Genomic DNA, 18,434 nt, shown 5'->3' on the forward strand with positions numbered 1-18,434 from the left:
CGCGGAAAAGCCGGATGCCGCGTTCACGCAGCTCGGCCGGATAAGCGGGGGTATGTTTCTTCTTTGTCATAAGGCTCACCTTTGAACCAATCACTCTCCGGTAAACCCGGGGCGGTTCAGATTTACATGTTCCTTGCGGGACAATTGCCCGACCGGATCGAGTTACTGATCTTTCGCGGCCCGGCTCGTGATGAGGAGGATGTGACCGAGACAATGGCCACCTTTCAGGAGGTGGTATTGCCTCTGTTTTCCAGCATGAAGTTTGTTTCTTTGGGCGCGTCGCCGCTGATGCCATCGCCGAGGCCGGGTAAGTACGAAGGCGTCTTTTGGGGCTGGGAGAATTATACAACCCTGGGTTTGGATGGTTTCATGCAAATGCGGCAAAATCACCGACATCTGGTCTTCTGGCCCGAGGGGTACGTTTATGATGGCGAACCTCCCGAAGGGCTGGCCATGCCCGATATCGAAGCGCTGATCGCTGCTGGTGATACGAATTTGGGCGTTTATCAGGCCGGCTGGCGCGGTCTGCGCCTGATCTTCGCCAATGGCGAAGTGGAAGAAATCAAACGTAAGGGTGATATGCTGGTGGCTGATGGCATGGAGATGCGACAAGTCAGTGTATTGCCAGATGGCAGCCGAATAAGCGGGTCAATTTCCAGCCTGACCTATTCCGGGTTTTCGCCCGGTTCTGGCATGCAAGGCGGTGTCGGCGCGTCGAGTGAGACTGTTTTTGACAAACGCGGTCGATATGCGGGCAGCCGATTTACCGGCGGGTCGGGCAGCTTTGATGCTGGTGGCGGTTTTGCCTTATCGAATGAAGGCAAGAATGCCGGCACCTACGAAATTATGGATGGCCTGCTGATCCAACGGCCATCCGGCGGCGGCCCGGAATTGCGACACCTGATCTATAAAAACAACCTTGACCAGATCATGATCGGCGATCAGTTTCTGGAGGATTAGCAGCGCAGCTGACGCAGTTGAAATCGGGCGAATGCGCGGAAGGCCGATAACGTTCGCTAAACCACCGCCACATGCTGGGCCGGTAGATCGGTTTAGGCGTTAAGCATACTCGAAGACCACTGATCTGGCTGTCCGCATTGGACTACATGCGTGTTGCAGCACTGTTCGGCTTGACCCGCCAAGCGGTTTGGATTACCTCAAGCCCCTCTACGCGGGCGTTGTGTAGTGGTAAGACCTCAGCCTTCCAAGCTGATGACGCGGGTTCGATTCCCGCCGCCCGCTCCAATCCTCCCCCGGTGACCCAAAATGCCGCGCCCTTGCGGGTTGCACCCCTGCAGTCGGCTTTCTAAAACCATCTAAAACAAGCTGGGAAAAGCGATGGCAAAGACAGAACCGCGGGAAAAATCCAAACAGATAGGCCCCTTGCGCGGCTTGATGCCGTTTATCGCGCCATATCGGGGATTGTTGTCTCTTGCGATCCTGGCGCTGGTGGTTACGGCCTCGCTGTCGCTGATCCTGCCCTTGGCGGTGCGCCGCGTCGTTGACAGCTTTTCCGGCGGTTCTTTGGAACTGATGGATGCCTATTTTGCCGCTGCTGTCGGCATTGCCGGGCTGCTTGGCGTTGGTACTGCTCTGCGCTATTACCTTGTGACCCGGCTGGGTGAGCGTGTTGTGACCGATATCCGCAAGGCGGTTTATGACCGGGTGATCGTGATGAGCCCGTCCTTCTTTGAAAAGATCATGACCGGGGAAGTCCTAAGCCGTCTGACAACGGACACTACACTGATCCAGTCGGTGATCGGTTCCTCGGTGTCTATTGCCCTGCGCAACCTTCTGATCCTTGTCGGCGGGTTGACATTGATGATGTTTACTTCGGTCAAGCTGACGATGGGCGTACTTTTGGTGGTGCCGCTGGTCCTTTTGCCAATCCTGACGCTGGGGCGCAGGCTTCGGCGGCTGAGCCGGGACAGTCAGGATCGGATCGCAGACAGTTCCGCCCAGGCCTCCGAGATGTTGCTGGCGGCCCAAACAGTGCAAGCCTACACTTATGAGGCAGAGACCCGTAGCGCCTATGCCGGGCTGGCAGAACAAGCCTTTGATGCGGCGCGGCGGCGGATTTCGACGCGGGCCGTCATGACGGCGATTGTGATCTTTGTGGTGTTTTCCTGCATCGTCGGTGTGCTTTGGATCGGGGCGCGCGATGTTCGTGCCGATGTGATGAGCGCCGGGCAGCTGGTCCAGTTCGTGATCTATTCTGTGATGGTTGCAGGGGCCGTTGCGGCCTTGTCGGAAATCTGGGGCGAGTTGCAGCGCGCCGCCGGTGCCACGGAACGGTTGGTTGAGTTGCTGGCCGTTGAAGATGCGGTCAAGGACCCGGCCGATCCGGTGCCAGGACCCGCGCGGGCCGACGGTCGGCTGAGCTTTGACAGCGTCCAGTTTCACTATCCCGCCCGGCCCGAGATCGCCGCCCTTCAGGATTTCAACCTGGAGATCGCACCAGGTGAGACCGTGGCGCTGGTCGGGCCATCTGGCGCGGGCAAGACCACCGTGTTCCAGTTGCTGATGCGCTTTTTCGATCCTGATCAGGGACAGGTCGTGTTGGATGGCCTGGATGTGTCGACCATGACGCGCGCCAGCCTGCGCCAGCATTTTGCGCTGGTGCCGCAGGATGCGGTGATTTTTGCCGCATCGGCCCGGGACAACATCCGCTTTGGCCGCCCCGGCGCAACCGATGCGGAGGTCGAGGCGGCAGCAAAAGCGGCCGCTGCGCATGACTTCCTGACCGCGCTGCCGCAGGGCTATGACACCTATGTCGGGGAACGCGGTGTGATGCTGTCAGGTGGCCAGAAACAGCGCATTGCCATTGCCCGCGCCATCCTGCGCGATGCCCCGGTGCTTTTGCTGGACGAGGCGACCTCGGCCCTGGATGCGGAAAGCGAACATCTGGTGCAGCAAGCCGTTGAAACACTGGCCGAAGGGCGGACGACGCTGATCATCGCGCACCGACTGGCAACGGTGAAAAAGGCGGATCGGATCGTTGTGATGCAGGACGGAAAGATCGTTGCCAATGGCACGCATGATGCCCTGGTCGCCGAAGGCGGGCTTTATGCACGTTTGGCCCGGCTGCAGTTTACTGATGGTCATGCGGCCTGAGGGCTTGCCTGTTCGGTCAATTATCCGCATCCTGTAGCGCGAAGCGGCGGGACAGCTGCAAAACCAACGGAGGAATTCTCGTGGCCGAAGCGAAACCCGGTGCCATTGCCAATGTGGCCGACAAACTTGCAATCGAAAACGAGATGCCATTCGAAAAGCGCTGGCCGGTCCAGACGCTTTATGAACAGCTCAGCAAAACCGAGGCAGAGTTTGGCAGCCGCCCGGCGGTCAGTTTTCAGATCAAGTCTGGCCCGAATGACAAGAAAGAAACCCTAAGCTGGACCGAGTTAAAGCGTCAGGTCACCCAGGCGGCGAACCTGTTTCGCAAGCTTGGCGTTAGCGAGACAGATGCGGTTTCCTATGTACTGCCGAATTGCAACGAGGCACCGATCACCCTTCTGGCCGGGGCAACAGCAGGGATTGTTAACCCGATCAACCCGCTTCTCGACCCGGAACATATCGGCGCGATCCTGCATGAAACCGGTGCCAAGGTTGTGGTGACGCTGGCCCCGTTTCCCAAGACTGACGTCAATGGAAAAGTGATGGAGGCGCTGAAGCACGCACCCAATATCACCCATGTGCTGCAGGTTGACCTAAAGCGGTATCTGACACCGCCCACCAGTTGGCTGGTGCCGCTGCTGCGCCCCAAACCGGTAGAGGGTGTCAAGGCCAAGGTACTGGATTTCAACACAGCGATTGCGGCTGAAAATGGTGACAAGCTGGCGTTTGACGGCTGGGATCAGGACCGGATCGGCGCCTATTTCCACACCGGTGGCACCACCGGCATGCCGAAAGTAGCACAACATATGCACCGAGGGATGATCTACAATGGCTGGTGCGGCCATTCCTATATGTTCACCGAAAAAGACGTTCTTATCTGTCCTTTGCCGATGTTCCATGTTTTTGCGGCCTACCCAGTGTTCATGTCCTGTCTGAACGCTGGCGCGCATATGGTGCTGCCGACCCCGGCGGGGTATCGCGGCGATGGCGTATTTGACAATTTCTGGAAGCTGATTGAACGCTACAAGGGCACATTCATGATCACCGTGCCGACCGCTGCGGCAGCACTGATGCAGCGTCCTGTCGATGCGGATATCTCGTCGCTTGTGCAGGGCGTTTCAGGCTCTGCGCCCATGCCAGTTGAGCTGTTCCGCAAGTTTGAGGACGCGACCGGCATTCAGGTCCTTGAAGGCTACGGAATGACGGAAGCGACCTGTCTGGTCTCGATCAATCCGCCGGGCGGGGAGCGCAAGGTCGGCTCGGTCGGTATTCCGTTCCCATATTGCGATGTCCGCATTTTGCATATGGATGCAGAGGGCAACGTGACCAAGGATTGCGATACGGATGAAATCGGCGAGATTTGCGTGTCCAACCCCGGTGTCCTGGCCGGGCGGACCTATATCGAGGCGAACCGGAATAAAGACCTGTTTGCCGATGAGAAATATCTGCGCACCGGCGATCTTGGCCGGATCGACAGCGACGGATACCTTTGGATCACCGGTCGGGCCAAGGATCTGATCATTCGCGGCGGCCATAACATTGACCCTGCAGAAATCGAAGAGGCCCTGATGGGTCATGAGGCGGTGGCCTTTGTCGGTGCTATCGGTCAGCCGGATGCCCATTCCGGCGAACTGCCTTGCGCCTATGTCGAATTGCGCGACGGGGCGGAGGTCGAGGTCGAGGCGTTGCTGGACTATGCCAAGGAGCATATCGGCGAACGTGCGGCACAGCCGAAATATCTGGAAGTCCTTGATGAACTGCCCAAGACAGCTGTTGGCAAGATTTTCAAACCTGATCTGCGCAAGATGGCGATCAAGCGGGTGTTTGACGCGGCCCTGAAAGAGGCTGATCTGGATGTCAGCGTTGCTGAGGTGGTTGAGGACAAGCGCCGTGGGTTGACCGCGCAACTTGTCAAGGGCAATGCGTCGGTCAGTGACGAGGCTGTCACCGATGTACTGGGCAGCTTCTACCGACCTTGGCAGTGGCAGGAGTAGTTTGGGCTTAGACATGCTCTGGCGGGAACAATATCCCCGCCTCAGCCCCGCGCGCTGGTCCGCCTCAGCTTTGAGACGTCCGGCTGTGCTGGATGCGGCGGTGGCGCCGGATGGATGGTGACACCAGGGCTTTGATCCGCCTCAACCGGTGGAATGGCAAGCCCGGCAAAGCAGTCCGAAATCTGTGAGGGCAGGGCCAGTAACGGCGCGCTGGCACCGGTTTCGACCTGGGCTTGCTCCAGACCCGAGACCGTCAGCAAGCCTAGTCGCGGCCCATCAGCCGGACCCAGCAGGTCCGGTGTAACCGCATAGGCGGTGTCCGAGCCGCAGGCTGTATCAAACGTCCAGCCGAGCAAAGGGGCAGGGTTGGTCTGGCAATCCTCGATGGTCAGGATCGGACATTGCGTCAGCAGCCGCATATCGCGGCCTTCTGCCCAAACCTCCAGCATCACAAGTTTGTCCTTTGGCAAGAGGAAGGGCGGTTGGCCCTGAATGGCCAGCCAATCGGGTGCCGCGCCTTGCGGCAGATCTACCCTTACCGGGGTGCCTTCCCAAGTCAGGTAGCGCTGACCAATCCGCCATCGCAGCCGCAGCGACAGGGCCATCCCGGTACGCGGCACCTGCCGATTGAACCGGTGCTCAACGCGCAGCCAGATGGTGTGATCCAGATCCGGCCCGGCGACAGGCGTATGGGCGGAAAAAACCAAGAGGTCATCCAAGCATGGCGGGCGAGGGGGGCGACAGCTTGCGGGGCCGGTGGCTCGGGCATCGCCACCACAGCCCCGGGTCCGTAAACCGCGAGGGTGGCCCGCAAAGGGCGCTGGTGTGTGGCGGGTCCGGCGGCGATCAATGTACCATTGGCTGTCAGCACATGTTTGGTGTCCGGGCGGCATTCGGCCCAGCCGGGTTCAGCAATTTCGCAAACCCCTCACGCGCCTCTACCGCCGGTTGCATCCGGCCCGGTGCGTCGCGGGTCTGCAAGGCCTCATCCACCTCAAGATGCTGGGTGATTTGCCATTTCTCCATAAAGGCCTGCCAACCCTCAGCCCGGTCGCGCAGCCTTGCATAGGCCGGGGACGAGATATGGTGATGATCGGCGACCATGCCGGGATAATAGACCACCTTGAAATCACTGTGATGTTTGAGGGTCAGATAGAAATCCTCGTGCTCACCATTGCAGCGAAACTGCGGGTCCCAGCGAACCATGTCCGAGAACATCGCCCGCCGCATGACGGCAAAATTCAGAACCGCGTCACATTGCAGATAGCGATAGGGGCCGCATTGCCCTGCGATCGGTGCAAGGTTCTGGATCGGCAGCGCGGTCAATGTGCCGTGTTCGCGATCCAGGTTCAGGAACATCTCCCAGTGCCGGGGATGGCGCGTATCGCCGCTATGGATATCCCAAAGACGCCCACCAACGACGCCGATCTGTGGATTGTGATGCATAATATGCAGCGCCGGGGCGAAATCCGTGGCCTCGGTCAGGACAAAATCATCGTCGCAAAGAACAAAGAACGGCGTTTCCACTGCCCTGACCAGCGCATTGCGCGCAACGGTCACGCCGCTGTCATGGGGCAGGGACAGATGCCGCACGCCAAGATCCGTGCAGAACGCAGCCAAGGGGGTGGGCGTGTCTGTCTGCTCGGCCACCAGGATCTGCAGATCGGGAAAATACCGGCGTGCCGACAGGATCAGGCGCTCTGCCGCATAGGCACGGTCGATGGTGGCAAAGACAAGGCTCAGATCACTCATCTTCCGCCCACCAGTCCCTGGCTTGCCAATGTGTAGCCCAATGACCAAAGGTCTGGCAGAACCTCGGCAAAGCTGCCTGTATGGGTGTCGCTAAAGGTATTTGCCCAGGCCTTGGGCGCGCAGGGCAGGGTCAGATGGCGGGGCTGCGGCACCGGCAGGTCGTTGACGGCAAGGGCTGCACCCTCGGACAGATACTCATCGACCAGATAGCTGGTGACACCTTGCCAGAACATCCGCTTGCGCAGCCAGGCTTTGCTGATGCGCTCTGCCGCGATGTGGTGGCGCACCCGCAGGGTTGGGTCGAAGTAAAAGCGCTGGCCGTCCTGCTCCATCCTTTGGTTGACCGCGTTTTCGCCGGACAGAAGCGAGGTACCAATCCGCCCAAGCTGGGTGGGAAAGCCGCCATACTGCACCAGCCTGTCGCGGCGATAGGCGCAGTTTGCCTCGCAGATCCATTCCCCGGGCTTTAGATAGCGCGGCGACAGCGACCAGCCCAGCCGGGCGGATAGCAGCCGCAGCATGTCGATGGTCAGCCATTCGGGCGGGTCCTGCGGCCAAACCGGCTCTATCTCACCGCCAAGCCCGGCGACGGTTTCAGGCATCTGATCAAACAGATCGCAGATCCGGCACAGCCAGTCCGGTTCCGGCGTCGCGTCATCATCGGTAAAGGCGACCAGCGGTGCGTTTGTCGCCGCCAGCCCGGCGTTGCGGGCATGGACCAGACCAAGCGTCGGTTCTGTAACGATGCGCAAGCGCGGGTTTGCGGCCTGTGCCTGCTTAAGGATCGCGGGTGTGTCGTCACCTGAAGCATTGTCGACAACAATGATCTTGGCCCCGCCAACGGGTTCTGCCAGATCGGCCAATGCCTGCAGGCAGGCGGCCAATTGCCGTGCGCGATTATGCGTGCAGACAATGGCCGCGATGCGCGGTGCGATCTCAGTCATGATGGGCCAGAATATAATCCAGGGTCACACGCGCCCCGGCGGCCAGTGGCAGAAAGATATGCAGCGCAGTGGTCGCATCTGCCGCGATGCTGATCTTTGTAATGTCCAGCGTTCTGGAGGCCACACTGCGATCCGGGCCAAGCTCTACCTGCCCAAGCGCATGGGCGTTGTGAGGGCGGCCCGGCGGATGGTTGCGCAGTTCCAGCATCAGGGGCCGCACGGCATCCGCCTGTCCGGCCAGTTCCCAAAACAGATGGCGGGCGTGCATCAGGGCTGCCGTATCTATCGGGATCACCAGGGCCAGCCAACCCGATGATCCGGGGTCGGTCAGGTCAATCTGCAGCTGGCGCTGAAACTCCGGCGGGCTGAGGGCCGGGTTCCGTTTCAGGGGCCAGTGGATGGAAGCGTTCAGACCGGACCCGGCCTCGAATGTCAGATCGCTGCGCTGGCCAACCCGGGTCCGATCCTGCGTCAGTGGTTGCGCCTGATCGCCGCCGGGACGGGCGCGAAAGATTGAGGGTATCTCCTCCTGCAGCAGGTCATGGGTGCTCGGTCGATTGCGCGGCAGGGGGGAAAGCTTGCGGACAAGCGAGGTGGCAATCATAACAGATGTCCTAAACTGGTTCAGCAGACCGAGTTTAGACAATTTTGCCGCGCTGACAACTTTTGGGTGATCGAATTTCTGTCAGATCGTGGTTTGATTGTGAAATTGGATGCCGGTTAGATCGGCAATCCCCTCAAGCCGGGGCGCGTGACGCTCAACCAGCCTGTCGCGCAAGACCGCCGGACAGGCACGCTGTGGCCCGATATGAGCCGGTGGCGGCGGGGGCGGTAGCAGAACCGGATCGGCCCCGATATGGCGCACCACTGCGGCGATTACTTGGGCAGGTTCCTTGGCCAGTTGCGCTTGGCTGAAGAACTGCAGTTGTTCGGTGGGCAGGGCCTGCGACCATGTTCGCAACTGCGGCAGGTAATTCCCCATCTGCTGCACCTGCGGCAGGTCTGCAATGCGCAGCAAGGCCTCGTCAGCCGCCAGCACACCTTGCCGCTTTGCAATCATGCGGATCGCTGACCAGTCCCGCTCCACCGGATGACGCAGCAGGGCAAAGACGCGGATATCCGGGCAATACTGGCGCAATTGGGCGATGCGGTCGCGCCCGGCGGTGGCGTAAAGCGGGGTGATCTCGCCACTGATGCCAGCGCTTTTGGGGAAGAGGCTAAGATAGGCTGGCCAGCCGATGGCCTCGTTTCGGCCTTTCAGAAAATGCACTTCCTTCGGTAGGGTGTTGACCGTCACGCCATCGATAACAGGCGCGGCGCGGCCAAGTCGCTGCGCTGTGGCAGGAAAGGTGATGCCGGGATGCGCGGCCAGCGCCTGGTATAGGAAGGTCGAGCCGCTTTTCTGCAGGCCGATGCCGATAAAATCCGGCCCCATATGTCAGGTGCCGCAGAACGTGGCAAACACACGCTCTTCTGGTTTTGGGGCGGCGGCAAATCTGGATGTTGCCATGTCTGGGTCGAATGGAGTCTGGCAGGCCTTTAGCATTTCGTGGAACAGGGAGAAGTCTTCGTTTAGGGCGGCGGAGATGACAGCCTCGATCCAGTGATTGCGGGGGATTAGCACTGGGTTTGCTGTGGCCATCCTGGAGGCGGCATCGACTGCCAGCTTGGAGCGCCAGTCTTTTTGCCATGCGGCGAAGCCGGGCAGATCGCAAAGTGGCCCCGCATCGCCATCGACTGCATTGCTCAGATGGTGGAAGCTGAGGGTGAAATCCGCCTCGGCTTTTGTCAGCATGTCCAGGAAACGGACCATGACGTCACCGTCGGCGGGCGTCGGGTTGGATATGCCGAATTTGGCGCCGAGCCGGTTCTGCCAGGCGGTTTTGTATATGGTGGGAAAGCCCTCGATAACCGGTGTCGCAAGATCAATGGCGGTTTGTGGGTCCGGATCGATCATGGCGAGCAACGCCTCGGCCAGACGCGCCAGGTTCCATTGACCGATAACAGGTTGATTCTGATAAGCATACCGGCCCTGACGGTCGATGGATGAAAACACCTTGGCCGGGTTGTATTCATCCAGAAAAGCACAAGGGCCATAGTCGATGGTTTCGCCAGAGATGGTGCAATTATCCGTATTCATCACCCCGTGAACAAAACCGATCTGCATCCAATGCGCGATCAATCGCGCCTGTGCGGCTGTTACGGCCGATAGCAACGCCAGTGCGGGCCGCGCGGCCTCTGCCGCCTTGGGATAATGCCGGTCAATGGCATAGTCGGTCAGGGCTCGCAGCGCATCCAGATCCTGCCTTGCGGCAAAATACTGAAATGTACCGATCCTTAGATGGCTGCTGGCCACGCGGGTCAGGATGGCCCCGGGCAGTTTGGTGTCTCGCCATACGGGCTGACCGGTGGTAATCGCGGCAAGGGCGCGGGTGGTGGGAACGCCAAGGGCGTGCATCGCCTCTGACATCAGATATTCCCGCAGGACCGGGCCAAGCGCGGCCAGCCCGTCGCCCTGACGGGAAAAGGGCGTTGGCCCGGTGCCCTTCATCTGGATATCAAAGCGCTGTCCGTCTGGGTCGAGGATTTCGCCGATCAGCAGCGCGCGCCCATCCCCCAGTTGTGGATTAAACTGGCCGAACTGATGCCCGGCATACGCCATGGCCAGCGGTTCGGCGCTGTCAGGAAGGGCGGCCCCGGAAAAAAAACGGGCTTGGTCCTTTTTGTTGTTAGGCACTGGCAGGCAAAGGCTGTCGGCTAATGGGTGATTTAAGACGATCAGGTTTGGCTGTGGTGCATCGGCTGCCGATTGGCGGCTATAAAACCGGTCAGGCAAGCGGGAATAGCTGTTATCGAATGTCTTGCGCATAGGTCCGGGAGCATCAGGTAGGGTGGGTTTAAACCCACCCTACGCGACTGGCGGGGTGTTGTCGCGGCTTTCTGCTTTGCCGCAATCGTACCCCGACTTAATCATAGATTAACCGCATTGATCGAGTGTTGTGCGTGGGTCTTGCTTAACAAGGAGTCCAGGCGCCCAACATCGTCCGGATGCGTAACCAATGATTTTGTCCAATCCGTCTGCTGACGCACCTGCGTCTCGCGCTCATTCGCCTGCCACGCCGATCCGCGCCCGCGCTGTGCGCATTGCAGGCCCTGATTTTCTCCGCCGCAGTCAGGACGAAATCCTTCCACCCTTGCGCGTCATCCAGAACCTGCCGAACTGGATCGAGGATCAGGTGGCCAGCGGGCAGACCGACCCGGACGCAATCGCCCCAAATTTGCGCGCGATCATCCGTCAGGCCTGCCGGGTGGAGCGGTTTCTTGCCGATATGACGGCCTTTGAAGCACTGCGCTATCACCCGTGTGTTCCGCATCGCTTCTGCCCGCGGGACCAACTGGAGGCGCTTGTCCCCCGCCTGTTCCCCGATGGTCCTTGCGTGATTGAATTGCATGGGCAGACAGGGCTGCTTTCTTGCGACGCTGACTTGTTTGACCTGATGCTGACGGAACTGATCACCAATGCGGTGATCCACAACGACAATCCGACGGGCTACGTCGCTGTTTTTCTGGACCAAAGTGAAGGCATCCTTCGCATATCGGTGACCGATAATGGCCCCGGTATCGCTGTTGAGGATCGCACCCGTATCTTCGAACCTTTCGAGAAGCTTTCCAGCGATGAACCGATTGACACCTCGGGTCTCGGGCTGGCCAAGGTTGTTCGGGCCGCCGGGTTGGCCCATGCTGACCTGGAAATTGGCACAGCGGGTCCTGCGGGTGGCACCTGTGTGACGATAACATTCCACCAGACGCCAGAGGCATGACGTCACGGCAGTCTAGCCTTGGCAAAAACTACACCTTGGCCCGCCGGTTAAGGTGGTAGTATAAAACTTTGATGCGAACTCTGACGACAACCGAACACCTCGCCGCGTTTTGTGCCGACGCACGGCAACACGCCTATGTCACCGTAGATACCGAATTCCTGCGCGAAAGGACGTATTTCGCTCAGCTATGCCTGGTTCAACTGGCCGTCCCGGGGGAGGGAGAGGACAGTGCCGTTCTGGTTGATGTTCTGTCAGATGACCTGAAGCTTGATCCGCTATACGCGCTTTTTGATGATCCCTCCGTCGTCAAGGTGTTTCACGCCGCGCGGCAGGATCTTGAGATTTTCTATGTGGATCATGGCGCTCTGCCAACGCCCTTGTTCGATACACAGATTGCCGCAATGGTCTGCGGCTATGGTGAGCAGGTGGGGTATGAAACTTTGGTTCGGTCGATCTGCAAGGCGTCACTCGACAAATCCTCTCGCTTTACCGATTGGAGCCGTCGTCCGCTTAGCGATCGGCAAAAGAAATATGCGCTCGGCGATGTGACCCATTTGCGGGGTATCTATGAACATCTTTCACAAAAGCTGGAGGAAACCGGTCGCGCCTCCTGGGTGGCAGAGGAATTGGCGGTTCTGACCAGCCCCGAGACCTATATCGTTGAGCCGCGCGAGGCTTGGCAGCGGGTCAGAATGCGCTCTTCCTCGCCACGTTTTGCGGGTATTGTGCGGGAACTGGCCGAATTACGAGAGGTAACGGCGCGTGAGCGAAATGTGCCGCGCGGACGTATTTTCAAGGATGACGTGATCCTGGAACTGGCGGGTGCCCAACCGCAAAGCATCGAAGACCTCAGCCGCGCCCGCCTGCTGCAGCGCGAGGCGCGCAAGGACCCCCTTGCGACGCAGATCGTTGAGGCGGTCAAGCGGGCGTTGTCTATGGACAAAGACGATCTGCCGAAGCCGCCGCCGCCTCACAAACGCAATGCCCCGGCTGAAGGTCTGCCCGAATTGCTGCGCGTGCTTCTAAAGGCTCGTTCCGGCGATTTTGGCGTTGCTCAGAAATTGATTGCGACCTCTGCCGACCTTGATGCACTGGCGTCTGGTGATATGGAGAATCTGCTTTTGCTGCGCGGCTGGCGCAACGAGGTATTTGGTGCCGATGCTTTGCGGCTTTGCCATGGAGAGATCGGCTTGACGGTGGGGAAGAATGGTGTGGAAACCGTCGATCTGTAAGGGCGATCTCTGCACCATAGAGGCCGCCATCTGACAGCTGGCGCAGCACTGCGCGCTTAAAGGTCGCATCGTTTAAGGTATCTCACCGGCGACCTTATGTGAACCCAAATAGACAAACCTCAAAACCGACGGGGCCCTCAAGCCGCCGATATAAATTTCCTTTCTGGTCTTTCCCCGATGCACCCGGAGCATATATGATCCCGGTGAGCGCCCGGAGGGGGCATCAGACAGCAAAATGAAAGAGGCACTCAAAATGGCTTTTGAACTTCCCGATCTTCCATACGCCCATGACGCACTGGCCGATGCTGGTATGTCGAAAGAAACCCTGGAATATCACCACGATATTCACCACAAGGCCTATGTCGACAATGGCAACAAGCTGATCGCCGGGACGGAGTGGGAAAACCGCTCTTTGGAGGAGATCGTCAAGGGAACCTATCAGGACGGTGCGGTGGCGCAGTCCGGTATTTTCAACAATGCCTCGCAGCATTGGAACCATACGCAGTTCTGGGCGATGATGGGCAAGACCGGAATGCCGGGCGAAGTCGAAGCAGCCCTGACCGAGGCTTTCGGGTCGGTTGACGCGTTCAAGCAGGAGTTTTCCGCCGCTGGCGCAGGGCAGTTCGGATCAGGCTGGTGTTGGCTGGTCAAGGACAAAGACGGCAGTCTGAAAGTGACCAAGACCGAAAATGGCGTGAACCCACTTTGCTTTGGTCAGACCACGCTCTTGGGCTGCGATGTGTGGGAGCATTCCTATTACATTGATTTCCGCAACAAGCGCCCGGCCTATCTGACCAACTTCCTGGACAATCTGGTAAACTGGGAAAACGTTGCGTCGCGCATGTAATCGCGCCGATATGCCTATGACCCTCCGCGAGAGATCGCGGAGGGTTTTTGTATATGTTTGGCCTATCAACGCGTCTTGGTCAGTATGATCAGTGGATATTGCCAAAGGCGCACGGCCAGCCCAGGGAAGCGAAGCTCTACCCAACTGGCAAAAGCATAAAAGATGCGGGCCATGCCATCACCATGGATCAACTGTCGTTCTTCGAATGAGCCGATGATGTCCCAGGGGGACATCTGAATTTCGGAGCGGTCGCGAAACTGCTGCCACCATTTCAGCGGATGGGCGACAAAGTAAAGCGCCGGTCGGTCCTGACCGCTGCGGCTGCGATGTTGCTGCCGCCGACCCATCGCCCTTGCCAGCGCAGAGTTTACGCGTTTTGCCACGCTGCACAGATAGCGCAGGGGAGAGCGGGGGTTGGAATAGATCACCACGACCTTACCGCCGGGGCGGACCACACGCAGCATCTCCTGCATGGCTTTGGCCTGCTGTTTGGCGTCAATGTGATAAAGAACATGGGCGCAAAACACGGTGTCAAAGCTGTTTTCCGGGATGTCACCAGACAGAATAGAGCCAAGTTGCGTCGACGCCCCCGGCAGCCGCCGGGCGGCAATATCCAGCGCTTTTTGCGAGATATCCGGACAGGTCGTGCTGTCGAACCGTTTGGCGATGTCGATATGGCTGTCAGGCATGTCGCCACATCCAACGATCAACAGGTCCCCGGATAGGGGCTGCATCGCCGTTTGCGTGCGGGCCTCAACAGCCGCGTGATAGGGATAGTAGCCGGGGCGGAACTTGCGAAATGATACATCCTCGCCCTTAGCGCCATCTGCGCCGGTCCAGCCGAAATCATCATAGAAAGATCGAACATGTGTTTCGACATCGGGCGAGGTGGAAAGAGACAGGGTAGAGGGGGGCATGAGGCTGTTCCGCTTTTGTGATTGACGGACAGAGGCTGGTGAAACTTGGTTAAAACGCCGTAAACACTGTTGTTTAAGGCTTCTTGGTTCCAAACTGAGAAACCGTGCCTTTCATAGCAGTGGATTTCCCATCCATTTAAACATTCAGTTGTAGGTAGGCCTGCGAAACGGACGGGATACTTTAGGCCCGGACTACCCAATAGCAATCAGATGGTTATCCCAGGCGCATTCATGCTTGGCCGAAACGCGGCCATCCACTCCAAGCCGCAGAACCTGTCCGGTGCCGGTCGTGGCAATCATGTCTGTCGCGGCAAAACTGACGCCGCAGATATCCTGAGCTTCAATCTGATCCAGAAGGTTTCCCTCGGCGGTGTCAAAAACCTGCATCACCCCGCCACGCGGAGAGGTCACAGCGGCCATACGGCCATCGGGCGAGATCGCTACGCTGCCGCCATAGCCCTGCATCCGGCGATGCTGCTCTACCGGTGCCTGCATCAGGCGGGGCGCGCCGCCGACCTGAACCACCCCCAGCAGAGGTGGTGACAGACCCTCGTCCTGCCATTGAAGGGTAAAGGCCAGATCACCAGCGTCCGAGACCGCCAGATGCCGGATGGAGTTCTTGTGCATATCAGATGGCAACTCGACCTTGTCCTGCAAGTGTCCTGACAGGCTCAGAAAGGCCAGATTGGGGGCCATGGTCGGGATGTTCAGTTTGGTCCGGCCAGCCTCGGGGTGGGTTTCGATGCCGCCATTGGCCACTGCCAGCGTCTGGCCATCGGGCATCAGCAGGATATCATGCGGGCCGATCCCGCCCGAAGCAAACTCGTCAATTCGGGCATAGCCTGCCGCCCGGTCCCAGACGCCTATCACGCCTCGTGCGGCCTCGTAATCATTTTCCGAGGTAAAGAGCAGCGTGCCGTCGGCAGAAAACGTGCCATGCCCATAGAAATGCCGTCCATCGGGGGCGGTCAGGCGCGCCACCTCGCGGCCATTGGCGCAATCAATCACTAGCGCAAATCTGCCCGGGCGGCGGGCAAAGGCGACGGCTTCGGGCCGGGTTGGATGAGCGCTGGCGGCATGGCCACGGCCGGGCAGGGGCAGGCGAAACACCTCGGCCCCGGTATCGGATAGGCCAAACAGCCAATAGGTTTCATCGGAAAGCTGTGCGGCGGCCAGAAAGGTCGGATTGCCTGCCTCGGCCCAGCTTGCGGCTGGGGCCAGTCCGGTGGCGGCCAGGCCGGCCAGAAACCCCCGGCGGGATGGCATCAGTCGCCATCCATCGCATTGAACCCTGCGGCGACGCCAAGTTTTGGGCCAAGCCGTCCCCGCACGATATCCCGGATATTGTTGACGGATTGCTGGATAATCTCGACCTTCAGGCGCGCGGCTGGCTCTGCCACGCTGGCAAAGACAGGATCGTCGAGGGCGTCAATCTGGTCATATGCCTGCTGAAACGCCGTGCTGACCCCCTCCATCAACTCGGTGTCCTTGTTTGACATCGTCAGGGCAAGGTCATGCAACGATGCCAGACTAATATCTAGATGCCGCACAGAACGACCAGAGCGCCGCGCTTCGGCCCGGCCCGGGCGCGGGCGGTCAAATGTGCCAAGGGGACGCCCCAGACGGGTCTCAGAGTCAAATTGCAGACCTGTTGATAACGCATTGAAAAGCGACCGAAGCATGTCTTCATTATTGTACAAGCCACGATCTTCGGATCGGGTTGACACCATCTGACCATAAATACTCCGCCAATCGTCGCGGATATCTTGCGCGTTATGTGCGATATCGGCGCTGATTGTTTTGATCAGCAGGCAGGTATAATCCTTGTCCTTTTCGGCGAATGACGGATCATAAAGCAGAAACTCCAGCGCGTAAAAACCGCGCGCGGCAATTGAGACATCTCGATAGGTTTCGGCGGTCTCGGCAATCGGATCCCGGTCAGCCATCAGTTTGGAAAGTGCGCGCGGTGTTTTGCCGCGTGGATCCGGCCAGAAGGCAAGGGCATAGGCGCGATTGTCCTTTTCCGCCGGGCCAAATCGCAGATGGCTGACTGCGATCCAGCCATCAAATGCACTGCCATAGAGGTATAGGAGGCTTGGCGACGTGTTTGGATCGCAATCATCCCGGGCCGCGTCAGCCAGAGATTTCGCGTTGTTTGCGAATGTGTCCATGCGGGGCAGAACATGGTCCTGAACCACCCGGCGAACCAATGGGTCAGCCGTTTCAGCCTGAGCCATAGAGGGCGCAAGCAATAATAGAGCGAGACGAACGAACTGCTTCATAAGCTCTCCAGAAACTCGATCAGGGCCTTGCGGTCCTCGCTACTCATATCAATCACGGTTTGTTTATGGCTTTCGGCCTCTCCGCCATGCCACAGGACTGCCTCCAGCAACGAACGCGCGCGGCCATCATGCAGGAAATAGCTGTGGCCGGAAACCTGCTTGGTCAGCCCGACGCCCCATAGCGGCGGTGTGCGCCATTCGGTGCCCGTGGCCCGCGCTTCGGGGCGGTTATCGGCCAAACCTTCGCCCATATCGTGCAGCAGCAGGTCGGTATAGGGCCAGATCAGTTGAAAGCTGTGCTCTGGCCGGTCTTCCATCCGGTGGGTGACATAGGCCGGTGTGTGACAGCCGGTACAGCCGGTGCTGTGGAACAGTTCTTTGCCGCGCAGAACGACCGGGTCATCGGCATTGCGCCGTGCGGGTACAGCAAGGTTACGGCTGTAAAAGGTTACCAGATCAAGGCCTTCGTCATCCACCTCGAACCCGCGCGCATCGCCATCCCCATGCGGGGCATTGCGGCAGTTTTTCTGCCGGGGGGTGCATTCACCGGCTGGATCGGGGAACAGGGGGTTGGAGATGCCAATATCCCCGGCAAACGCCCCGGCGGATTGATGGCGGACGGTTGGCGACCCGGCCTTCAGCCCGAACCGGCCCAGCATGGGCATCTCATACTCTACCGACCAGACGATATTGGGACGCCCGGAAATGCCATCGCCATCTGTATCATCGGGGTCCGCATGGGCCAGAATGTCCGCTGCCGGGATCGCCTCCAGCAGGCCCAGGCCGATCATTTGCGGGGCGATACGGGGGCTGAGCATTGCGTCAGGATGCAGGGCGCCATAGCCCAGATTGGAGGCGGTGTAGATGGGGCGGCGCAGCCAGGCGGTTTCGCCATCTGACAGCTTTACCTCAACCTCCTCATACTGCACATCCAGCCGATATTCGGCCGGATGACCAGGCACGCCGAAATCCTGCATCTGAGTGCCATAGGTCGGCTCTGCACGGGTCGCGATGTAATCCTCGATCTCGGCCACCGCATCTTCAGGCAGACCGGGGACAGAGACCCGCAGGAACATGGAGACACGGCTATCGTCGGGCCCCTCTGGCGGATGACCGCGCCCGTCTTTCAGATGGCAGCGTTGACAGGACCGCGCGTTATAGAGCGGCCCCAACCCATCCGAGGCCAGGGTCGAGGAGGGCGAGGAGACCCAGATCTTGCGAAACAGACCGTTACCGACCTTGAAATTCAACTCCCCCTCGAAATCCAGATTGGCTGAGGATTGCGAAAACGCATCTGCGTTGCGGCGCACCCGAACCGTGGCAGCGCCAGCAGAGTTCACCTCGTAAGGGGAGGGGGCCGAGAAATCCGTCGCCGGGGCGGTGACCTTGGCAATCCGCGCCGTTTCCTCTGCTGTTCTAGGGATAATCTTCAGATGCGGCTCATCCAGCGGGCCGGATAGGGCCGGGAAAACAAGGAACGCGGCCAGAAAGGCCGCGCTCCGGTAGGTATTCAGGGTCGTCAGGCGCATGG

General features: G+C 59.4%; 16 protein-coding genes and 1 tRNA gene. 7 read left to right on the plus strand and 10 right to left on the minus strand.

Annotation, left to right across the window (positions count from 1 at the left end; translation table 11 throughout):
• Window positions 1-81: 81 nt before the first annotated feature.
• The 4 genes from ACW9UQ_RS10855 to ACW9UQ_RS10870 all read left to right on the plus strand — a co-directional run bounded on the left by ACW9UQ_RS10855 (window position 82) and on the right by ACW9UQ_RS10870 (window position 5,108).
• Window positions 82-960, plus strand: a complete 879-nt coding sequence (locus tag ACW9UQ_RS10855) for a hypothetical protein (RefSeq protein ID WP_458931038.1) — start codon at window positions 82-84, stop codon at window positions 958-960.
• A 211-nt stretch (window positions 961-1,171) separates the two neighbouring features.
• Window positions 1,172-1,245: transfer RNA gene (locus tag ACW9UQ_RS10860), tRNA-Gly, on the plus strand.
• A 93-nt stretch (window positions 1,246-1,338) separates the two neighbouring features.
• Window positions 1,339-3,114, plus strand: coding sequence for an ABC transporter transmembrane domain-containing protein (locus ACW9UQ_RS10865; RefSeq protein WP_458931039.1), 1,776 nt, complete (start codon window positions 1,339-1,341; stop codon window positions 3,112-3,114).
• 80 nt (window positions 3,115-3,194) lie between these two features.
• Entirely contained in the window at window positions 3,195-5,108 is a 1,914-nt protein-coding gene (locus ACW9UQ_RS10870) for an acyl-CoA synthetase (RefSeq protein WP_458931040.1), read from the plus strand.
• Window positions 5,109-5,149: 41 nt separating this feature from the next.
• Here ACW9UQ_RS10870 and ACW9UQ_RS10875 read toward each other — a convergent pair whose 3' ends face one another.
• From ACW9UQ_RS10875 to ACW9UQ_RS10900, 6 genes are all read right to left on the minus strand, one after another.
• Window positions 5,150-5,815 carry a hypothetical protein gene (locus tag ACW9UQ_RS10875; protein ID WP_458931041.1) on the minus strand — a complete coding sequence of 222 codons (666 nt, stop codon included), beginning with the start codon at window positions 5,813-5,815 and terminating at the stop codon, window positions 5,150-5,152.
• A gap of 157 nt (window positions 5,816-5,972) precedes the next feature.
• Window positions 5,973-6,860, minus strand: coding sequence for a glycosyltransferase family 2 protein (locus tag ACW9UQ_RS10880; protein WP_458931042.1), 888 nt, complete (start codon window positions 6,858-6,860; stop codon window positions 5,973-5,975).
• On the minus strand, window positions 6,857-7,804 hold the full coding sequence (locus ACW9UQ_RS10885) for a glycosyltransferase family 2 protein (RefSeq protein ID WP_458931043.1): 948 nt from the start codon (window positions 7,802-7,804) through the stop codon (window positions 6,857-6,859). The genes ACW9UQ_RS10880 and ACW9UQ_RS10885 overlap by 4 nt, the downstream gene beginning before the upstream one ends.
• Window positions 7,797-8,408 carry a hypothetical protein gene (locus ACW9UQ_RS10890; protein WP_458931044.1) on the minus strand — a complete coding sequence of 204 codons (612 nt, stop codon included), beginning with the start codon at window positions 8,406-8,408 and terminating at the stop codon, window positions 7,797-7,799. The genes ACW9UQ_RS10885 and ACW9UQ_RS10890 overlap by 8 nt, the downstream gene beginning before the upstream one ends.
• 81 nt (window positions 8,409-8,489) lie before the next feature.
• Window positions 8,490-9,239, minus strand: coding sequence for a hypothetical protein (locus ACW9UQ_RS10895; RefSeq protein ID WP_458931045.1), 750 nt, complete (start codon window positions 9,237-9,239; stop codon window positions 8,490-8,492).
• A 3-nt stretch (window positions 9,240-9,242) separates the two neighbouring features.
• Window positions 9,243-10,673 carry a protein adenylyltransferase SelO gene (locus ACW9UQ_RS10900; protein WP_458931046.1) on the minus strand — a complete coding sequence of 477 codons (1,431 nt, stop codon included), beginning with the start codon at window positions 10,671-10,673 and terminating at the stop codon, window positions 9,243-9,245.
• Between the two features lie 190 nt (window positions 10,674-10,863).
• On the opposite strand from ACW9UQ_RS10900, the gene ACW9UQ_RS10905 reads away from it, so the two are divergent.
• The 3 genes from ACW9UQ_RS10905 to ACW9UQ_RS10915 all read left to right on the plus strand — a co-directional run bounded on the left by ACW9UQ_RS10905 (window position 10,864) and on the right by ACW9UQ_RS10915 (window position 13,704).
• Window positions 10,864-11,625: a sensor histidine kinase gene (locus ACW9UQ_RS10905; RefSeq protein WP_458931047.1), complete on the plus strand. Its 762-nt coding sequence runs from the start codon at window positions 10,864-10,866 to the stop codon at window positions 11,623-11,625.
• Window positions 11,626-11,696: 71 nt separating this feature from the next.
• The gene (gene rnd, locus ACW9UQ_RS10910; protein WP_458931048.1) at window positions 11,697-12,857 is read left to right on the plus strand and encodes a ribonuclease D; all 1,161 of its coding nucleotides are present in this window, start codon (window positions 11,697-11,699) and stop codon (window positions 12,855-12,857) included.
• Window positions 12,858-13,110: 253 nt separating this feature from the next.
• On the plus strand, window positions 13,111-13,704 hold the full coding sequence (locus ACW9UQ_RS10915) for a superoxide dismutase (protein WP_458931049.1): 594 nt from the start codon (window positions 13,111-13,113) through the stop codon (window positions 13,702-13,704).
• Between the two features lie 65 nt (window positions 13,705-13,769).
• Here the strand turns inward: ACW9UQ_RS10915 and ACW9UQ_RS10920 are convergent, their stop codons facing one another.
• The 4 genes from ACW9UQ_RS10920 to ACW9UQ_RS10935 form a co-directional block, all read right to left on the minus strand.
• The gene (locus ACW9UQ_RS10920; RefSeq protein WP_458931050.1) at window positions 13,770-14,621 is read right to left on the minus strand and encodes a class I SAM-dependent methyltransferase; all 852 of its coding nucleotides are present in this window, start codon (window positions 14,619-14,621) and stop codon (window positions 13,770-13,772) included.
• A gap of 192 nt (window positions 14,622-14,813) precedes the next feature.
• A complete protein-coding gene (locus tag ACW9UQ_RS10925) occupies window positions 14,814-15,887 on the minus strand; it encodes a DUF1513 domain-containing protein (protein WP_458931051.1) in 1,074 nt (357 codons plus the stop codon).
• Window positions 15,887-16,903, minus strand: a complete 1,017-nt coding sequence (locus ACW9UQ_RS10930; RefSeq protein WP_458931052.1) for an imelysin family protein — start codon at window positions 16,901-16,903, stop codon at window positions 15,887-15,889. Before ACW9UQ_RS10930 ends, ACW9UQ_RS10925 begins: the two co-directional genes overlap by 1 nt.
• Window positions 16,900-18,432: a di-heme oxidoreductase family protein gene (locus ACW9UQ_RS10935; protein WP_458931053.1), complete on the minus strand. Its 1,533-nt coding sequence runs from the start codon at window positions 18,430-18,432 to the stop codon at window positions 16,900-16,902. Before ACW9UQ_RS10935 ends, ACW9UQ_RS10930 begins: the two co-directional genes overlap by 4 nt.
• Window positions 18,433-18,434 lie beyond the last annotated feature (2 nt).

The organism is Halovulum sp. GXIMD14793 (genome assembly GCF_054457435.1).